Below are 19,550 nucleotides of genomic sequence, written 5' to 3'. Positions count from 1 at the left end.
GAAGTTTTAACGAATTAGTTTTTCTCGCAGTTATACCCCATCCAAAATTGAGGATAGACTTTCTTGTGTTCGATATGATTTTCGTATCCTTCAAGGCGAAGATAACTTTTATAGGCTATTGTCGAAATCGAAAATACAGAGCATGTGATGATTATAGATAGGAAAATCTGAAAGTATGCTGGTTTAGTCGTTGAATTAGTTAGATTAGCTTTATTGCGAAAGCTAAGGGAGCACCAAAAAAGACCGACAGTTAAAGCCATCAGCAACTGGCTTAAAGGCATGGTAAGCACTCCTGAGATTAAGCTATATGCAAACCCTGTCAGTAAGCTTAACCCTGTGATTCTTACCTTACGTCGTGAGCTTCGTACTACATGCTTGAATGTGTAAAGCAGCAAGGAAATATAAGCTAGGGCAGGAATGATTCCCCAGTTAACAAGTAGCACTAAAGCTGAGTTGTGTGGATGTCCAAAAGAAGATGATGTTCGACAAATAAACCCGTCCCCGCCATATCCCCACCATTGAGCCATTTCTAAAGATTCTTTCCATAAGGCTAATCTGCCTGGTGAGTCGGTTCGTATTTTTGAAATGGAGAAAGGTTCACCGTAAACAATAAAGGCAGGTAAAGGCTCTAGTATCACCAGTTTCAAAATAATACCGAAAACAATGCTTTGCCAAAGCAGTTTCAATATCAACTTTCTCAAAGGCTTGTCTAGCCACGCCCACAATATGACTCCAGTTGTCACAGCAATCGTGACTCCTCTTGCATCTAACGCCATAAACATCGCGACATGCATCGCCAGCGTTAATCTCAGGAGGTTAAATAGCAGAGGCTTTCTTTGCTGTGTCACCGCTAAATACAAAGTAGGCAGTACTAACCACACCTGCATTTGATTTAAGAAGCGTGCATTAGCAAAACCGAAAATAGAATGGATGGTGGTATCTAAATGTAGGTAAACCCGAATCCAAAATGCGGCAAGAACAGAAAGAAATAATAAGACCGAAACCCATGTCAAATAAGTATAAATTCGGGCTCTGTGGTGCTGTGCAGCTAAAGCAAATAATAGGCTAAGTAATCCTAAGCTAAGTTGGTAAAAGAAATCAGTATGAGAGCGCAAAGGGTGCTCACTGAATGTGTTCGCGATGACCGCCCCGATACCAATAACAGAAAGTAGAACGAGTGTTGTTTTATTTAAATGGGTTAGTAGGTAATAGGCGTCTTGCTTCAATTTGTTGGAATAGAGCAGTACGAGCCACGCATACAGTATTAAAAAACAAATGAAGAGTCGTTTAGCGTCATAAAGAATAATGAGTTCATTGCGTGGAATAAAAGTATTAAAGCTGAAAGCCAGTAATCCAATGAGAGCTGAAAATAATAAACCTGAGAGAAGAATACCTTCTGCTTTCATAGGCGCTTGCTCCACGTATAAACCTCTGAATTATGTATCTATAATCCTAGTGTAAAACGCGGCTTCTTGATTGATTTTTATAGGGAGCTAAGAGTAGTGAAAGGAAGGAAGTAAAAAGGGGCAAATAAATGCGATAAATTTGAGTTTGTGACTATACTTAATTTAAAGCTCCTTTTAGTCATATCAATCCTTCTTAGGCTTGTTTTGTAATATGAAAACTAAGCCCTGTCTATATTATGTAGGCAAAAGTTCTCCTTTACTAAATGGATTTAGTAGGAAATCAAAGCGCTAGTTCCCCCTAGCGCTTTTTCTTTATTTATCGAGTTTTAATTCATGTATTAATCTTTCCACCAAGCATTCACTGGAAGTGGCTCACTCAGTGCCATTCTTTGCCCAATTTCAGGGCTGACCATTGTGACATTGCGTTGTTGGCTTAGCTCTAATGCTTGCTGTAATGGCTCATTCCAGTCATGCATGGACAGATCAAAGGTACTGTTATGAATCGGCATCATCACTTTGCCTTGTAAATCAATGTGAGCTTGAATGCTTTCTTCTGGGAACATATGAATATCTGACCAAAGGCTATTATAAGCACCCGTTTCGATCATGGTGAAATCAAACGGACCGTAACGTTCACCAATTTCTTTGAATCCACCAAAATAACCAGAATCCCCACTGAAAAAGACTTTATTCTCTTGAGCATTGATCACCCAACTTCCCCAAAGGGTTGTATCTCTGTCTGTTAGACCACGACCTGAGAAATGCTGAGTCGGTGTGAGTGTGTATTCAATACCGTTATGAATGTGCGACTGCCACCAATCTAGCTCAACTACCTTTTCTTGTGGCACTCCCCATTTTATAAGTAGCTGACCTACCTTCAATGGTGTCAAAAACAGCCCCGTTTTTTCTGCGAGAACTTTAACGGACGCTTTATCTAAGTGATCGTAATGATCATGGCTGATCACGATCGCATCGATATTAGGTAATTCATTAAGTGTGATCGGTGTGTCATGAAAACGTTTTGGACCAGCCCATTGAACGGGTGAGGCTCTGTCACTGAATACTGGGTCGGTTAAGATCAATTGATTATCCAGTTTCATGGCTACGCTGGAATGCCCTAAACGGAAGATAACGTCATCTTTTTCTTCTATTAGCTGTTCGGCGGTAATCGCATGAACTGGTAATTCAAAAGTGGGAGTTGGGTTAGCACGTTCAGTCGTGAAGTAAGCTTTAGCGATACTAAAAATATCACTAAGACCACTTTTGTACTCAAGCTCAGTATTTGCAAACTTAGCTGGGTAATTCGTTTCTTCTTCTACTTTTGAACAAGCGGTCAGTGATGAACTCATGGCAAAGACTCCTACAGTCGCTAATAGCATTTTCTTCATGGTAGTTATTACTTTCAATGTAAACTATACGGTGTAGTTTACATTGAAAGCTTTAAAAGTAAACTGCCTAGTGTAAAATAGAAATCAGTGAATAGAATTAGAGTAACTAAACTCATGAATATAAAAAGAAAAGGTCGCAGTGAAATAAAGCGAGAAGCTATTTTGATGGCGGCGAAACAAGCGTTTCAAGAGTTTGGTGTGCAAAATACCAGTATGGATAAGCTTTCTGCTATGGCAAAAGTATCCAAAAGAACCGTGTATAACCATTTTGATTCTAAAGAAGCGATTGTGATGGAGTTGTTGTCTGAACTTTGGCGCAGTGCAATGGCTGAAGATGATATATCTGGGCTGAGTTCATTAACTCTTGAGCAGCAATTGGTGGTTTTACTTGAAAGTGAAATTAAAGTGGTGACAGCACCGCATTATATTGAATTAGCGAAAGTGGCGATGGGACATTTTTTCTATAAGCCTGATGAGTTGAAAGAGCAAGAAGCAAAAATGTCGAAGCAAGATACGGCTTTATTTCGTTGGTTAGAAGCCCAAAATGAGCAAGGAAAACTCACCATTGATAATGTCGTACTTGCAGGAACTCAGCTGCATAGCTTAGTGAAAGGCAGCGCATTTTGGCCTCAAATTCTGGGTGTGAAAGCTTCGCTTACCGATAGTGAATCACATGAACTTGCGCTGCAAACCACACAATTATTTTTAAGTCATTATAAGACTAAAAATAGTGATGGGCTTACGGCTAAACAGTTAAACGACTTAACTGTTTAGCATTTGGAACACTATGATCCTAAAGCTCACGAGTTAATAAACCTCATGAGTACGTAATTAGGCTTCGCAACGTACATCAATAAGTAAACCATCAATAACTTTATGGTGGTGCTCTGCAACACCAGCAAGTTTGTTGTATTTAGGCTGGTGGCGGTCATTTTCAAAAGGGTGATGCCAGCCTTTAGTATGTGTTACAAAGTGCTCCGCAAATTTTTCAGACACTTCTAAACATCCCGCCATAACGGTATCGACATAGCTTTGCACAATAGGGCTTTGTTTACTTGGAGCTATCACTTCATCATTGATGTAAACCCAAATGGATTGCTGTGAGTCAAAAGCTTCTGTTTGATTTTGAGAATCAGCATTGAGTTCAATTTGTTCAGGAGAAAGTTTAATTCGATGGTAGCCGCGCTCGCGAATATCGAATTCATCTAATGCAGCATCATCAACCTTTAAAAGTACGCCATTTACTTGCCCATCACCTTCATTCACGACTAATGGGGAGAGCACATAGCTATCGTCGATCTTGCTCCAGTGCCTAACTAATCCATGCACTATCGCAGGTATGGCTTCACCTGTTTGTCCTGTCAGTTGTCGTGATGACGAATTCATTAAACTGCCATAGCCGAAAATATACATACCATTCCTTACGCTGCTTTAGTGATTGAATCCTATTATTATTAGAAGTTAATCCAAGATAAAAGTCGACAGATTGTTAATTAGGACATTAAAGAGTCATATAAACACCATTGTTGATGTCGTTATGACATGATTTGTAGTGATGATTTAGGGTTAAGTACTGATTTTATTGGTTTTGTACCATTGGCTTAAAACCTGCATTGGAATGATTAGTTGAATGATTGAGTGCAATATAACCTTGAGCTTATATTGCCATTTAGAGTATTAGGAGTGAATTTGTTAAATATCACCGATAAAAGTGTTGAGGATGCCATTCCCGCTTATCTTCGCTTAGGGTTCAGACCGTTCTTTTTCTTGGGCAGTGCCTATGCGGCTATTGCCATTGCGGCTTGGGTTTTGATGTTTCAATACGGTCAACCAGCAATGTTAAAAGTGCCAGCCTTATGGTGGCATGTTCATGAAATGCTGTTTGGTTTCTCGATGGCAATCGTTGTGGGTTTTGTTCTTACTGCGGTTCAGACTTGGACTGGCGTAAATGGAACAAAACATCACAGGCTAGGTGTGCTGGTGGCCTTATGGTTGGCACCAAGAATACTATTTTGGACGCCTGCGCCAATGTGGTTAATTTCTTCTATCGAAGCCGTATTCTTATTAATGGTCGCTTATGAAGTCGGCTTTAGAGTGGTTCGCTCAAAAGGGTGGAAAAACTTATTCTTCGTTCCTTTATTCATCTTGGCGATTGTGGCGAACTTTGCGAGCTACGCAACCATTAAAGGTCTACCTCCTTTTCCTTCTTCGGCAGTGTGGCAAGCCATGTTGTGGTGGTTTACTTTGCTATTGTCGGTCATGGGCGGAAGAGTCATTCCTTTCTTTACCGCGCGTCGCTTCAATTTTGAAAAAGCTCAACCATTGGTTTGGTTAGAGTGGGTAGCGAACTTACCGCTCGTCGCATTATTCATTTTAAGTTTCTTCCCACTGACGTTTTCGCAAGTAGGGGCGCCATTAATGGTGCTAGCTGGTACTGCGCAGCTTGTTCGCTTTATGCGCTGGAAACCTTGGTTAACACTTTCAGAACCTTTAGTGTGGTCTTTGCATACGGCTTATCTTTGTATTCCGCTGAGCTTATTATTACGCGGTTTGCTGGATAACCCATTCGCTAACCACAATATGATTCACCTATTTGCGATTGGCGCTTTAGGTGGGCTAATCATTGCGATGATTTCACGAGTCACCATGGGGCACACAGGTCGTGCTATTTATAAAGGTCCGAGTATGGCGATTGCTTTCTTTGCTATATTTGCTGCCGCCTTAGTGCGAAGTGTCGGTGTTGCTTTCTTCCCTATGTACCTTATCGAAATGGTTAATATTAGCGCTGGGCTTTGGGTGCTAGCCTATGCGATGTTTATGTGGAAATTTGGCTTAATGTTATTAACGCCAAGGGTAGATGGGCATCCTGGTTAACTCGCTAATACTAGAGTGAAAGGGCACAAGCAAAGAAGGTGTGATCTACGGCAAATTTTTGCAGCAATGTGTATTGAATTGTGCTCTAATACCGCGCTTACCAAGGGATGGTGTTGAAAGATGCTCACTTAGATGGAGTTATCAAAGTTGACCGATCCCTTAATGATCTCCCTTAGGAAATAAAAATACATGTCTAAAAGCAAAAAATTCGATATCCGCCTTTCTGAAAAACGCACTGGTTGGACGGCTGAAATCACTCGCCAAGTAACGTCTCGTAGCACTACAGTATCTAAGCGTGAAAACGGTTTTGAAACAGAAGAGCTTGCAAAAGAGTGGGCTGAAAAAGAGCTAGCTGGTTTCATTAAGAACCAAGCTGATCGTAATGAGCGTAAATCTGAACAGCGTAAAGAGCGTGATGAAATTCGTCACACTAAAGAACTAAAAGCAGAGCAAGCTCGTGAAGCACGTGCAAAAGCACGCGAAGCTGATGATTTTGACGCTGAGTAATTAGCCTAAATTGATGGCGCTTTTTCTCTTTAGAATGAGCGCATAAAAAAGCCCCGATGTTTACTCATTCTGAGTGTATATCGGGGCTTTTTAGTTTTAGCGAATCTTTGTATTCGTTCTGAACCTTAGCAATTGAACGTTAGTAATTAAGCTCTAGTTATTAAGCTCAGTTAGCCAATTATCTTCTGCTACTTCTTCAATGTAGGTTTCAACGGTTTGTTCTACATCGTCATCATCTTGCTTAAAGTACGCAAGGTGGAAGACTGCATCGCCTTCATTCACTAAAGGAAGGGTTTGCTGCCCAATCACAATTCCGCCTTTCAATGTTTTGATTTGCGTTTCTTCATGACCAAGTGGTGAGCTAATGTAAGCCAGAGTTTGCCCAGCTTCGACCTTTTCGCCTAATCTAACCATATTGCGTAAAATGCCATCTGATTCGGCACGAATCCAACTGGTTGAACGGCTAATCACTGGTTCTGGTAGTTTTTTACGGTTAGGTCGTAGCATGCCAATTTCTTTCATTACTTGGTGGATACCTAAGTAACCTGCTCGAATGGCTAAGTGATCAAAGCGTAATGCTTCACCGCCTTCATAAGTCAGTACTGGAATGCCCAGCTTTTCTGCTTCACTTCGTAATGAACCATCTCTGAGTGGTGAGTCAATAATAACAGGCGTTGCAAACGCTTTTGCCATTCTCAACGTTTCAGGGTTGGATAAGTCAGCACGAATTTGCGGTAAATTCGTTCGGTGAATCGCACCTGTGTGCAAATCCAATATGTAATCACAATGCTTCGCGACACTTTCAAAAAAGGTGTAAGCGATACGTGATGTCAGTGACCCTTTCTCACTACCTGGGAAGCATCGGTTTAAATCACGTCGGTCCGGCAGGTAACGAGATTTATGAATAAAACCAAATACGTTCACGATAGGAACCACAATTAATGTGCCTTTTAGCTTATTCGGCTCAATTGCGTTGGTGAGCTGTCTTGCTATCTCAACACCATTTAGCTCATCACCATGTATAGCCGCATTGACCATTAATGTTGGACCAGCTTGGCGACCATGAATGATTTCAATCGGGATAGAAAGTGGCGAGTGAGTGTATAGCTGTGCAGCTTGCAGCTCAATTTCCATTCTTTGACCGGGCTGTAAAGTGTAGCCAAGCATTTCAAATGGTTGATTCGGTTTTAGTCGTGCCATCGTAGAGAGTTCCCAATAAAGTGGTTAATACTTTTGGGGGAATGTAACAATCGTTGGTTTTTAGTACGAATCAATCGCTTTGAGGTCACGATAAATAATATTAATCATCAGTGCTTTTGGTTGATTATTTTATTATAAAACAATGCTTTAAGTTTAATTTTTCAATCTAACGTTAGCTTTATTTCTGACAATTCCATGATAAACGTAAAATTGTTTATCGGTATTATCCAGCCCCCAAATTTTGTGGGCATACTGTTTAAATAGAGATAATCATGAAAAAATCAATTGCTAAAATTGTCGCACTTTCTGTTGTGGCAGTTGCTTTATCTGGCTGTGTGGGTAGCAACGCGGTGACTGGGTACTTAATGAAGTTCAACCTTAAGGCGGTAGATAACCGTTATGCTCGTGGTGGTTTGAATATTCTTTTAGCCCCAGTGTATGGTTTAACGGTTGCTGCTGATTATTTAGTGATTAACTCACTGGAATTTTGGACAGGTAAGAACCCAATTACTGGAACACCACATATCTTTGATTCGAAGATGGACACTTATATCGATATCAATGATCAGCTGGATAAATCTTTAACAGAAGCACCAGTAGGACCGATTTCAAACGTTCATATGATTGAAAAAGGCGAGATGCAGCAGATTGACGAAAATACGATTCAAATGAATATTACGTATTTATCTGGAGAGAAAGCGACGCTGATAGGTGTACGTGAAGGTGAAGTAGTGACTTACTTCCTTGATGGAGAAATGATCTCTCAGATTTCAATGGCAGAGTTGGAAGCATACGCAGATTCGCGCGCATAACTCGTTCGCTATGAGATTTTTTTGCATAATGAAATAGCTTTGCAGATAGAAAAACAGGTACTCATTGAGCACCTGTTTTATTTTGTTTTTATACCATGTCTTTTAAACACTGTATTTTAAGAACAGTTTTTTAAGAAACTATGCTTTCTCTGGAATGGCTTCTAGTAGAGCAACCATTTGGTTCCAGAACAGTTCAACGGTATCAATTTGTACTTTCTCATCTGGAGAGTGCGGGAACTTGATAGTTGGACCGAAAGAAACCATATCCATTTCAGGGTAAGGTTCTTTGAATAGACCACACTCAAGACCAGCATGGATAACCATGATATTTGGTTTATGGCCGTAGATGCCTTCGTACATGTCACGGAAAATGTGCATGATCTCTGAATCGGCGTCTGGCTTCCAACCTGGGTAAGCGCCAGAGAATGCGATGTTCGCACCTGCTAATTCAGCAACTGAATGCAGCATACTTTCTACTTGGCTACGACCAGAGTCGATAAGAGAGCGAATTAGGCAAAGAACAGTAATTGAGTTTTCTTCTGTTGTGATAACACCAACGTTAAGAGAAGTTTCAACAACGCCTTCAATTTCATCACTCATACGAATCACGCCATTCGGACATGCATTAAGTGCAGCGATGAAGCGAGCTTGGTCAACTTGTGCAAGTACGCCTAGTTCAACAGTCGCATCTTCGTTAAAAGTCACAATGCTGTCTTCAATTTTGCCAAGTTCAGTCGATAGAAGCTCAGTATAGAAGCTATATAGAGAAGCCAGTTTTTCTTGGTTCTCACTAGGAACAGCAACAGTAACGAAGCCTTCACGAGGAATTGCGTTACGTAGGCTACCACCTTTAAATTCAACTACTCGTAGATCAAGCTCTTGTGCGTGACCTGCTAGGAAACGAGCAAGCAGCTTGTTCGCATTAGCACGACCTGTGTGAATATCACAACCAGAGTGACCGCCTTTTAAGCCTTTCAGCGTTAGTTTACGAGTAACAAAACCAGCAGGAATCGCTTCACGAGTGATGTCGAATGTCATTGCGCCATCAATACCGCCAGCACAACCCATGTAAACTTCGCCTTCTTGCTCTGAATCCGTGTTTAGAAGAATATCACCTTCTAACCAGCCAGCTTCAAGACCAAAAGCACCAGTCATGCCTGCTTCTTCATCAACAGTAAGAAGCACTTCCAGAGGGCCGTGCTTAATGTCGTTTGATGCCAATACTGCAAGACATGAAGCCATGCCCATGCCGTTATCTGCACCTAGCGTTGTGCCTTTCGCTGTTACCCACTCACCATCAATGTATGGTTGGATAGGATCTTTAGTGAAGTCATGCACTGTATCTTCATTTTTCTGTGGAACCATGTCGATATGAGCTTGCAGTACGACACCTTTCTTACCTTCCATACCCGCCGTAGCTGGTTTTTTAATGAAGACGTTTCCAGTAGGGTCACGGCGTACATCAAGACCTTGCTCTTTTGCCCAAGAGATAATGTATTGAGCTAATGCTTCTTCATGTTTTGAAGGGTGCGGGATAGAACAAATTTTATCGAAAAACTGCCAGATTGGAGCTGGAGATAGGTTGCTAATTTCAGAATGGAATTCAGACACGGATGACTCCTTTTGTATATTTTAGCCACAGGTATTGGAGTGTTCATACTTAATATGTAGAAGAAAAAACTAGATATAGAGTAAAGAACTAAAATATGGCTCTGTTTGATGGCGACAGCATACCACTAGTGCCTTTTTTCGAGTAGGGCTTCTAAGCTTCAAATGTTTCAATATTTGAAAGGTGTCTTGTCAGTAAGATCTACAAATACAGTTAAATAAGTGCAAGAGTGCATATTTATCACTCAAGCAAACGTTTGTTATTATCTTTTGTGTAATTTAATTACGAAACTTAAGGTGGTACACGCTCCGTTTGAATGAAAAATGTGACGAAGTGCAAATAATTGTTGTAATAAAAATTCTTTAAGGTATATTAACAACCAACTTCAGCAGTGAAGACGAAATGCTCAAAGGAAGAGTCCGTTTTATCGCCTCCATGGAACTGAGAAATCAAACTTAATTTTTATTGATTTAATAAGGTGATATTTATGAAAGGTTTACCATCTGCAATGTTCTGGATTAACAACTCTGTTTACACTGGCAACTTTGCATACCCAACAAGCTTTGGTTACTAAGACCAACTGCATGTGACTTGAACAGTTTGTTCACCCCTATATATTAAGAATTTTTATTACAACCGCTTTCGGTTGAATAATTCTACCGCCACTCATTTTTGAGTGGCGTTTTTTTTGATTGTTACTTTTAGTGTGCAAATTTTAATCTCAGATATAGAGAATCAATGCTTATAACTAATTGTGTTGAAGGTGTAATGCATTTCATTAGTTTGTAGGACGAAAATTTGCTTTGTAATATATAGGAAATTATCCAGAAGTATAAAAAAGCACCATTAAGCTCATATCTACTAATCCTGCCTATTCCATTGTTTTTTAATAGTTAAATTAAAAAGCTTTCTACTTATTATGTCCTTAGTTTCGTAATGTTTGTCATAAATATCTATTAGAGTCTTAATTCTATCTGGAATTTGTTATTTGATAACTTTATAATCCGAAGCCAATCGTTTACGCAACCGTTTACCTTTACCCTTATAGGAAATGAAAATGCTCGAAAGGCTATTCAAACTCAGTGAAAATGGCACCAATGTGCGCACTGAAATCATTGCAGGTTTAACAACCTTCTTAACCATGGCTTACATTATTTTTGTAAACCCAGCGATGCTAGCCGATGCAGGTATGGATCATGGGGCTGTGTTTGTTGCCACTTGTCTAGCGGCAGCCGTTGGCTGTTTCATTATGGGCTTTGTAGCCAATTACCCAATCGCGCAAGCTCCGGGTATGGGTTTGAACGCATTTTTTACTTATGCTGTTGTTTTAGGCATGGGTTATACATGGCAGGTAGCACTTGCGGCTGTATTCGTTTCGGGTGTGTTGTTCATTTTCTTAAGCATTTTCCGCATCCGCGAATGGATTATTAATTCAATTCCAATGTCACTGCGTACTGGTATCTCTGCGGGTATTGGTTTATTCCTTGCGTTTATCGCACTGAAAAATGCAGGTATTGTTGTTGATAACCCTGCGACATTAGTTTCCATGGGTGCAATCACATCGGTTCCTGCTGTTTTAGCATCTATCGGGTTCTTCATTACTATTGCCCTTGTACATCGCGGTGTAAAAGGCGGGGTAATGATCGCGATTCTAGCGGTTACAGGTCTTGGTCTTATTTTTGGTGATGTTGAATACGCGGGTATTATCTCTGCTCCGCCAAGCATTGCTCCAACATTTCTGCAATTAGATTTTTCTGCTGTATTTGAAATTGGCATGATTTCAGTTGTTTTTGCTTTCCTATTCGTCGACCTTTTCGATACAGCAGGTACGCTTGTTGGTGTTGCTCAAAAGGCAGATCTAATTGGTAAAGACGGAAAAATCCCACGTTTAAACAAAGCACTACTGGCTGACTCAACAGCAACATCTGTAGGTGCTTTATTAGGTACATCGAACACTACGTCATACATCGAGAGTGTTTCTGGTGTTGCGGCTGGTGGTCGTACAGGTTTAACTGCGGTTGTAGTTGGTATTTTATTCCTACTTGCATTATTCTTCTCGCCATTAGCAGGTATGATCCCCGCTTACGCGACAACAGGTGCACTTTTCTACGTAGCAATTCTGATGCTATCTGGTTTAGTGAGTATCGATTGGCGTGATTTAACGGAAGCTGCACCAGTTGTTGTTACGTGTCTATTAATGCCACTGACTTTCTCTATAGCAGAAGGTATTTCTCTTGGTTTCATTGCTTACGCTGCAATCAAACTAGCAAGTGGTAAAGGCCGTGATGTTTCACTTAGTGTGTGGGTGATGGCTGCAATCTTTATTCTAAAATACGTTTTAACTGCTGCTTAATTCGTAAACTAACAAGCTTATAACTATTAGGTTCAATACTATGACTACAAAATTCGTCATCTCTTGGGACAACATGCAAACATATTGTCGCCAACTTGCGGAAAAGCAAATGCCTGCTGAGCAGTGGAAGGGAATTTGGGCTGTAAGCCGTGGAGGTTTAGTTCCAGGTGCAATTCTTGCTCGTGAGCTAGGTATTCGCCATGTAGATACGATTTGTATTTCTAGCTACGACCACGATCACCAACGTGATATGACCGTTGTAAAAGCACCTGAAGGTGACGGCGAAGGCTTTTTGATTGTAGAAGACTTAGTGGATAGCGGTGATACTGCTCGTAAGCTTCGTGAAATGTACCCGAAAGCAAAACTTATTGCGGTATGTGCAAAGCCATCTGGTGCAGATTTACTTGATGATTACATTGTTGATATTGCTCAAGACACTTGGATTGAGCAACCGTGGGATACAGGTATCACATTCGTTGAGCCTATAAACCGCAAGCAAAAGTAAGCTCTAGTTACGATTTATGAAAAATGTCCCTTTATTGGGGCATTTTTTTTTATATTATTAAAATAATAGTTCCCTACTAAGTAAGCTCATGTCTGAATCAAAAGAAACCAGTAGCAACCTCTCAGAAACCTTGTTTGTAAAGCATAAGCAAGCAAAAGAGACATCCATGCTCACGCGTTATATGCCAAGTTCAATTGAATTGCTTGATGAAAAGAAAGCGAAGCAAGATCAAGCTTGGTATAGAAACTTGAGGCGCTTGCAGTGGGTGTGGCAGGGCGTTGATCCAATAGAGCAAGAAGAAGTGCTTTCTAGAATTGCTTCGTCGACTCATTCTCGTACGAGTGATGAATGGCTAGATACTGTGATGGGATACCACAGTGGAAACTGGGCGTATGAGTGGACCAAACTTGGCATGCGTCACCAAAAACGTTCAAACGATTTGGATGATAATAGCGCTGCGGAAGAGCTTTTTTCTGCATCGTTGTGCTTTAGTATTGCAGGTTATCCTCACCTTAAGAATGATAATTTAGCCACTCAAGCTCAAGTACTTGCCAACTCGGCGTACAGTGAAGCCATCAAAAAAACCAATTTTATTGTCAAGCAGCTTGAGATTCCATACGAGAATAAGAAAATCAAAGCGCATTTACATCTCACCAAAACGGATAAGCCTCAGCCCGTTGTGATTGTGAGTGCGGGGTTAGACAGCCTACAAACCGATATGTGGCGTTTATTTCGTGATTTCTTAGCACCAAAAAACATTGCGATGTTAACGGTAGATATGCCGTCTATTGGTCATAGCTCTCACTGGAACTTATCGGAAGATTCTTCATGCCTGCATCAAGCGGTATTGAATGAGCTCTATAACATTCCTTGGGTTGATCACCATAAAGTCGGTCTGTTTGGATTCCGTTTTGGCGGAAATGCAATGGTGAGGTTGTCGTTTATGGAACAAACGAAAATCAAAGCCTGCGTTACTTTTGGAGCGCCTATTCACGATATTTTTGCTAACTCCAAGAAACTTAAGCAAATGCCCAAAATGTACCTTGATGTATTAGCTTCTCGTCTAGGAAAAAGTGTGGTCGACATTAATAGTCTGTCAGGGCAATTAATGGCTTGGTCACTGAAAGTACAAGGATTGCTTGCTAATAGTAAGACTCGAGTGCCGATTTTGGCTTTATCGCTAGAAGGTGATCCTATTTCTCCTCATTCAGATAATCAACTGGTTGCTATTTACAGTGATTATGGCAAAGCCAAAATGATCAAATCGAAATCGATTACACAAGGGTATGAGCAATCCCTCGATTTGGCGATAAAATGGCTGGAAGATGAATTATTTAGATGACATTCCTCCTAAATTAGTTAAGCATGATATACGTATGCGCAAGCATATGACATTTAACAATAATTTATAAAAACTGTTAGATGGCGTCATTCTTAACATTGAAATGGAGATTCAATATGTCAGAAGTGACAAAGAAACCTACGCATTATCGTTTGTTGACCGCACTTAAAGCGATTGGACCATACCTGAGGGAACCTCAGTCTGAAGATGGGCATTACATCTTTGACTGTTTATCAGTATGTGTTAGTGACAAAAAGTCACCAGAAGAACGTGAGTTCTGGGGATGGTGGTTAGAGCTAAACCGATCAGAAGATGGATTTACGGCAAAATATAACATTGGTCGATACAATGTTGCTGGTGATTGGGATTCACAAGCTTTGCCGAAAAAAGCAGTCGCAGAAGTGAATCGAACCCAAGAAGCCTTCCACCAGAAGTTGGTAGATGAGCTTTCTAAAAAGTTTGAAATCAGTGTTCAATTGGATGAAGAGTCTGTTGAATTCGTCTGATTTTAAGCGTTACCTTCCTCGATAAGATAAAAAGGTGCTAATTAGCACCTTTTCTACTTGTGAATTGGTGCTTTGATTGCTAAAACAATACCTCTTATTTGTTTTATTCCATAAAAGACCCAATGACTACAAATCAACAAAGCGGAACCGCAGCACAGCGTAAAACTGTTGTTGTTAAACTAGGTACCAGTGTTCTTACTGGTGGAACGTTAGCATTAGACCGAGCTCATATGGTTGAGCTTGTGCGTCAGTGTGCTGAATTAAAAAAACAAGGCCATTCTGTGGTCATGGTTTCGTCTGGTGCAATTGCAGCTGGGCGTGAACACCTAGGTTACCCCGCACTCCCCAATTCAATGGCAAGCAAACAGTTACTTGCGGCTGTGGGGCAGAGCCAGTTGATTCAAGCATGGGAATCATTATTCGCCATTTATGGTATTAAAATTGGTCAAATGCTACTTACCCGTGCTGATCTTGATGATCGTGAGCGTTTCTTAAATGCCCGCGATACCATTAATGCATTAGTCGACAATGACATTATTCCAATCGTGAATGAAAACGATGCGGTTGCCACCAACGAAATCAAAGTCGGTGACAACGATAACTTATCGGCATTGGTTGGCATTTTATGTGGCGCAGATAAATTGTTACTTCTGACGGATCAAAAAGGGCTGTTCACTGCAGACCCAAGAAAAGATCCGAATGCTGAGCTTATTAAAGAAGTGAAAACCATTGATGATACGCTACGTAAAATAGCGGGTGGCAGTGGTTCTACATTAGGTACTGGCGGTATGGCTACTAAGTTGCAAGCCGCTGATATTGCACGTCGCGCTGGTATTGAAGTAATTATTGCAGCGGGCAGTGCTGAAAATGTGGTTTTTGACTCTTTAAGCAATGACCCGCAAGGCACTCGCTTTTTACCATTAGCCGAGGCGTTAGAAAACCGTAAGCGCTGGATTCTGGCTGGGCCGGCATCTGCTGGCGATATTATGATTGATGATGGCGCTGTAAATGCCGTTATCACTAAAGGTAGTAGCCTTTTGGCTAAAGGCGTGACGAAAGTCAGCGGAGAGTTTTCTCGTGGAGAAGTGACTCAAGTGACTGATTTGAAAGGAGCCGTTATTGCTCGTGGTATTTCAAGTTACTCAAGCCAAGATTTGGCAAAAATTGCCGGTAAACACAGTAAAGATATTGGTGCGATTTTAGGTTATGACTATGGTTCAGAAGTCATTCATCGTGATGACTTGGTTGTGATTCAAGAATAACTTTTTAGAAGAACACACCCTTAGAATAGCATTCAGAGACAGACAGAATTTAGGAGAGTTAAACGTGGATTTAACTAACATGGGTATTGCGGCAAAAGAGGCGGCCTTTCACCTTGCGACTGCTTCGACAGCGCAAAAGAACCAAGCTCTAGCGATTATTGCTGATGAGCTGGAAGCAAATGCCAGCACAATTTTAGAAGCAAACTCGAAAGATATTCAGTTAGGACGAGATGCAGGTCTAACAGAAGCATTACTTGATCGCCTTTTATTGAATGAAGAGCGCCTGATTGGGATTGCTAACGATGTTCGCAATGTTATTAGTTTAAATGATCCTGTCGGCAGCGAAATTGACAGTAAAGTTTTAGAAAACGGCATGTCACTTTCTCGTCGTCGTGTTCCTTTAGGTGTTGTGGGCGTAATTTACGAAGCGCGCCCTAACGTGACGATTGATATTGCCGCTCTTTGTTTAAAAACAGGCAACGCGAGTATTTTACGTGGCGGTAAAGAAACGTTTTTCTCAAACATGGAGTTGGTAAAAGTAATCCAATCTGCACTTGAGAAAGCGAAGCTACCAGCGGCTTCTGTTCAATATATTGAAAAGCCAGATCGTGAGCTAGTTTCTCAATTGCTTAAATTGGATGACTACGTTGATATGATCATTCCTCGTGGTGGTGCTGGTCTACATAAAATGTGTAAAGAGAACAGCACAATCCCAGTGATTATTGGCGGTTTTGGTATTAGCCACATTTTTGTTGATGAAAGTGCCGATCTTGATAAGTCAGCTGATGTTGTTGAAAACTCGAAGGTGCAACGTCCATCAGCTTGTAATTCACTTGATTCATTGCTCATTCACGAGGCAATTGCACCAGAGTTTCTAGCGAAACTTAAAGCACGATTAGACGGAAAAGTGACTTTAGTAGCGGATGCGAGTGCAAAAGAATTATTAGTAGGCTTTGCTGACCAACGCGATGCAGTTGAAGGTGACTTTGATACCGAATGGCTAAGCTACACGCTAGGCGTTAAAGTTGTGGCGGATGTAAAAGAAGCCGTTGACCATATGCGTATTCATAATGCGAGCCACTCAGATGCCATCATGACTAATAGCTTAGAAAGTTCGGAGCTGTTCATTAACTCTGTCGGTTCAGCTGCGGTTTATGTCAATGCTTCAACTCGTTTCACTGATGGCGCACAATTTGGTTTAGGTGCTGAAGTGGCGGTTTCAACTCAAAAACTTCACGCCCGCGGGCCGATGGGGCTTGAAGAGTTAACCAGTTATAAGTGGGTAGGTAAGGCGAACTACTTAGTTCGAAGCTAGCTCTGCCTATTTTATCGCGGGAGCGAGTACAACCTAGTTACAGCGAGTTCGACCTAGTGAGTGATAAATACTAATTTATAACCGCATATATAGGTGTACAACCTGAGTAAAGGACCTTAAATGGTCCTTTTTCTTTCCTAACGTTTAGCAATTCCGTTACACTGAATATAATTGTTTGGAGGTGATATGCATTGTCCTTTTTGTTCAGAGAACGACACTAAAGTTATTGATTCGAGGCTAGTTGCTGATGGGCACCAAGTGCGTCGTCGTCGTCAATGCCTAGCATGCAGTGAGCGTTTTACTACTTTTGAATCGGCTGAACTCGTGATGCCGAAAGTAATTAAATCGAATGGAAACCGTGAACCATTTAATGAAGACAAAATGGTGGGTGGTGTCCAACGAGCATTAGAAAAACGTCCAGTAAGTGCAGATTCTATTGAACTTGCAATCAGTACCATCAAATCTCAACTTCGTGCTACTGGTGAGCGAGAAGTGCCGAGCGATATGATTGGTAACTTTGTTATGGACCAACTTAAAGAACTCGATAAAGTCGCTTATATTCGCTTTGCATCTGTTTATCGTAGTTTTGAAGATATTCGCGAGTTTGGTGAAGAAATCGCAAAATTAGAAGATTAGTACGCTTTATCATGCCTAAATTTACTCCCTTTGATTTTAAAATGATGTCACGCGCTATTCAGTTAGCAAAGCGCGGCATCTATACGACAGCTCCTAACCCAAATGTAGGGTGTGTGATTGTCAATGATGGTCAGGTCGTTGGTGAGGGCTATCACCACAAAGCTGGAGAGCCTCATGCAGAGGTCCATGCTATGAGAATGGCAGGTGATAAAGCAAAAGGTGCGACAGCTTATGTCACCCTAGAACCATGCTCTCATTATGGTCGAACACCTCCATGTGCTGAAGGGCTTATCAAGGCTCAAGTCTCAAAAGTGATTTGTGCCATGGTCGATCCTAACCCTCAGGTAGCTGGCCGTGGTATTGCAATGTTGCAAGACGCAGGGATCATTGTTGAAGTAGGGTTGTTAGAGCAAGACGCGAATGACTTAAACCCTGCATTTATAAAAAAAATGAAAACAGGTATGCCTTTTGTTCAGCTGAAAATGGCTGCCAGTTTGGATGGGCAAACCGCACTGAGTAACGGTGATAGCCAGTGGATTACCTCACCAGAGGCTCGAAGAGATGTTCAACATTACCGAGCGAAAGCCGGGGCTGTTTTATCTACAAGCCAAACGGTTATTGAAGACAACGCATCTTTGAATGTTCGTTGGAGTGAATTTTCAGCGAGCTTACAGAGTCAGTACCCAGAAGATAAATTACGTCAACCTGTCCGAGTGATCTTAGATCGCCAAAATCGTCTCACTCCAGAGTTGAAGATATTTAGCTCCGATTCTGCAGTGTTAAGAGTGGCGGCAAACAATGCTGATATTGAAGTTCCCGTTTCAAATGAAGGGTTAGATTTAGAGGTTCTTTTTTCCAAGTTACCAGCACACAATATTGACCATGTTTGGGTTGAAGCGGGCGCTACCTTGGCAAAAAGTCTGATTGAAGCGAAGCTTGTTGATGAGCTAATCCTTTATTTAGCACCTAAACTTATGGGCAGTGATGGTCGAGGTTTAATGGGTGCTCTTGGGTTTAATTCAATGTCAGAAGTTATAGACCTTGATATTACTGACCTTAGAATGATTGGCCCTGATATCCGCATTGTGGCGAAACCGCGCTGGAAAGCATCGAATTAATCACGTTAAAAATACAAGAGCTTGAATATGTTTACAGGAATTGTAGAAGCCGTTGGCACCCTAAGCGCAATCACTCCTCGTGGAGAAGATATTACCGTAACGGTAAAAGCAAATAAGTTGGATATGTCTGATGTTAAATTAGGCGACAGCATTGCGACCAATGGTGTGTGTTTGACTGTGGTTGAATTTGACGAGAATAGCTACAGCGCTGACCTTTCACTAGAAACATTAAAAAAAACCGGTTTCATTGATTACCAAGCTGGCGATAAATTGAATTTAGAAAAAGCCATGCTGCCAACAACGCGCTTTGGTGGTCATATCGTTTCTGGTCATGTTGATGGTGTCGGCGAAATCATAGAGCGAAACCAAGTGGGTCGAGCCATCGAGTTTTGGGTAGAAATGCCTGAAGAGATCTCTAAATATGTCGCTCAAAAAGGGTCAATTACCGTTGATGGCATTAGCCTAACAGTGAATGATTTACGTAAAAACGCGTTTAAATTGACGATTGTTCCTCATACTTCATCCGAAACCACAATCGACCAGTTTAATGTTGGACGCAAAGTAAACTTAGAAGTGGACGTATTAGCGCGATATATGGAGCGTCTTTTACAAGGTCAGCAGCAAAATGCGGAGCCTGAGTCACGTCTTACAATGGAATTTTTACAGCAGAATGGTTTTGCTTAACTGAAACATCATAAGTTAAGTAATATCATCAGG

Annotated in this window: 18 protein-coding genes; 13 read left to right on the top strand and 5 right to left on the bottom strand. The window is 41.1% G+C overall.

Annotated elements, in window-relative coordinates:
* Nucleotides 1–14 precede the first annotated feature (14 nt).
* Together F0226_RS13090 and F0226_RS13085 are read right to left on the bottom strand one after the other, a co-directional pair.
* On the bottom strand, nt 15–1,406 hold the full coding sequence (locus F0226_RS13090; RefSeq protein WP_171736057.1) for an O-antigen ligase family protein: 1,392 nt from the start codon (nt 1,404–1,406) through the stop codon (nt 15–17).
* A 338-nt stretch (nt 1,407–1,744) separates the two neighbouring features.
* Nucleotides 1,745–2,755: an MBL fold metallo-hydrolase gene (locus F0226_RS13085; RefSeq protein WP_171736056.1), complete on the bottom strand. Its 1,011-nt coding sequence runs from the start codon at nt 2,753–2,755 to the stop codon at nt 1,745–1,747.
* A gap of 153 nt (nt 2,756–2,908) precedes the next feature.
* Here F0226_RS13085 and F0226_RS13080 point away from each other — a divergent pair, with 153 nt between their 5' ends.
* Entirely contained in the window at nt 2,909–3,568 is a 660-nt protein-coding gene (locus F0226_RS13080; RefSeq protein WP_171736055.1) for a TetR/AcrR family transcriptional regulator, read from the top strand.
* Nucleotides 3,569–3,625: 57 nt separating this feature from the next.
* Here F0226_RS13080 and F0226_RS13075 read toward each other — a convergent pair whose 3' ends face one another.
* The gene (locus tag F0226_RS13075; RefSeq protein WP_171736054.1) at nt 3,626–4,207 is read right to left on the bottom strand and encodes a gamma-glutamylcyclotransferase family protein; all 582 of its coding nucleotides are present in this window, start codon (nt 4,205–4,207) and stop codon (nt 3,626–3,628) included.
* Between the two features lie 276 nt (nt 4,208–4,483).
* Here F0226_RS13075 and F0226_RS13070 point away from each other — a divergent pair, with 276 nt between their 5' ends.
* Both F0226_RS13070 and F0226_RS13065 read left to right on the top strand, forming a co-directional pair.
* Entirely contained in the window at nt 4,484–5,668 is a 1,185-nt protein-coding gene (locus F0226_RS13070) for an NnrS family protein (protein WP_171736053.1), read from the top strand.
* A 189-nt stretch (nt 5,669–5,857) separates the two neighbouring features.
* The gene (locus tag F0226_RS13065) at nt 5,858–6,175 is read left to right on the top strand and encodes a DUF3622 domain-containing protein (RefSeq protein WP_171736052.1); all 318 of its coding nucleotides are present in this window, start codon (nt 5,858–5,860) and stop codon (nt 6,173–6,175) included.
* A gap of 153 nt (nt 6,176–6,328) precedes the next feature.
* Here F0226_RS13065 and F0226_RS13060 read toward each other — a convergent pair whose 3' ends face one another.
* On the bottom strand, nt 6,329–7,375 hold the full coding sequence (locus F0226_RS13060; RefSeq protein WP_171736051.1) for a succinylglutamate desuccinylase/aspartoacylase family protein: 1,047 nt from the start codon (nt 7,373–7,375) through the stop codon (nt 6,329–6,331).
* Between the two features lie 272 nt (nt 7,376–7,647).
* On the opposite strand from F0226_RS13060, the gene F0226_RS13055 reads away from it, so the two are divergent.
* Entirely contained in the window at nt 7,648–8,187 is a 540-nt protein-coding gene (locus F0226_RS13055) for a DUF3332 domain-containing protein (protein ID WP_171736050.1), read from the top strand.
* Between the two features lie 138 nt (nt 8,188–8,325).
* On the opposite strand, the gene F0226_RS13050 is transcribed toward F0226_RS13055, so the two are convergent.
* Nucleotides 8,326–9,798, bottom strand: coding sequence for a beta-Ala-His dipeptidase (locus F0226_RS13050; protein ID WP_171736049.1), 1,473 nt, complete (start codon nt 9,796–9,798; stop codon nt 8,326–8,328).
* Between the two features lie 1,055 nt (nt 9,799–10,853).
* On the opposite strand from F0226_RS13050, the gene F0226_RS13045 reads away from it, so the two are divergent.
* The 9 genes from F0226_RS13045 (at nt 10,854) to F0226_RS13005 (ending at nt 19,517) form a co-directional block, all read left to right on the top strand.
* Nucleotides 10,854–12,149, top strand: coding sequence for an NCS2 family permease (locus tag F0226_RS13045; RefSeq protein WP_171736048.1), 1,296 nt, complete (start codon nt 10,854–10,856; stop codon nt 12,147–12,149).
* 40 nt (nt 12,150–12,189) lie between these two features.
* On the top strand, nt 12,190–12,654 hold the full coding sequence (gene tet(34), locus F0226_RS13040) for an oxytetracycline resistance phosphoribosyltransferase domain-containing protein Tet(34) (protein WP_171736047.1): 465 nt from the start codon (nt 12,190–12,192) through the stop codon (nt 12,652–12,654).
* Between the two features lie 88 nt (nt 12,655–12,742).
* Entirely contained in the window at nt 12,743–13,996 is a 1,254-nt protein-coding gene (gene frsA, locus F0226_RS13035) for an esterase FrsA (RefSeq protein WP_171736046.1), read from the top strand.
* 116 nt (nt 13,997–14,112) lie between these two features.
* Nucleotides 14,113–14,502 carry a sigma factor-binding protein Crl gene (crl, locus tag F0226_RS13030; RefSeq protein WP_171736045.1) on the top strand — a complete coding sequence of 130 codons (390 nt, stop codon included), beginning with the start codon at nt 14,113–14,115 and terminating at the stop codon, nt 14,500–14,502.
* Between the two features lie 122 nt (nt 14,503–14,624).
* On the top strand, nt 14,625–15,764 hold the full coding sequence (gene proB, locus F0226_RS13025) for a glutamate 5-kinase (protein ID WP_137373502.1): 1,140 nt from the start codon (nt 14,625–14,627) through the stop codon (nt 15,762–15,764).
* Between the two features lie 64 nt (nt 15,765–15,828).
* The gene (locus F0226_RS13020) at nt 15,829–17,079 is read left to right on the top strand and encodes a glutamate-5-semialdehyde dehydrogenase (protein WP_171736044.1); all 1,251 of its coding nucleotides are present in this window, start codon (nt 15,829–15,831) and stop codon (nt 17,077–17,079) included.
* Nucleotides 17,080–17,265: 186 nt separating this feature from the next.
* Nucleotides 17,266–17,715 carry a transcriptional regulator NrdR gene (nrdR, locus tag F0226_RS13015; RefSeq protein WP_137373504.1) on the top strand — a complete coding sequence of 150 codons (450 nt, stop codon included), beginning with the start codon at nt 17,266–17,268 and terminating at the stop codon, nt 17,713–17,715.
* 41 nt (nt 17,716–17,756) lie between these two features.
* Entirely contained in the window at nt 17,757–18,833 is a 1,077-nt protein-coding gene (gene ribD, locus F0226_RS13010; protein ID WP_171736043.1) for a bifunctional diaminohydroxyphosphoribosylaminopyrimidine deaminase/5-amino-6-(5-phosphoribosylamino)uracil reductase RibD, read from the top strand.
* Nucleotides 18,834–18,860: 27 nt separating this feature from the next.
* Nucleotides 18,861–19,517: a riboflavin synthase gene (locus F0226_RS13005; RefSeq protein WP_137373505.1), complete on the top strand. Its 657-nt coding sequence runs from the start codon at nt 18,861–18,863 to the stop codon at nt 19,515–19,517.
* Nucleotides 19,518–19,550 lie beyond the last annotated feature (33 nt).

It is taken from the genome of Vibrio sp. 99-70-13A1, from assembly GCF_013114625.1.
Taxonomy (GTDB): Bacteria; Pseudomonadota; Gammaproteobacteria; order Enterobacterales; family Vibrionaceae; genus Vibrio.
The sequence above is the reverse complement of the archived record's forward strand: the minus strand, read 5'-3'. Positions and strand labels throughout refer to the sequence as shown.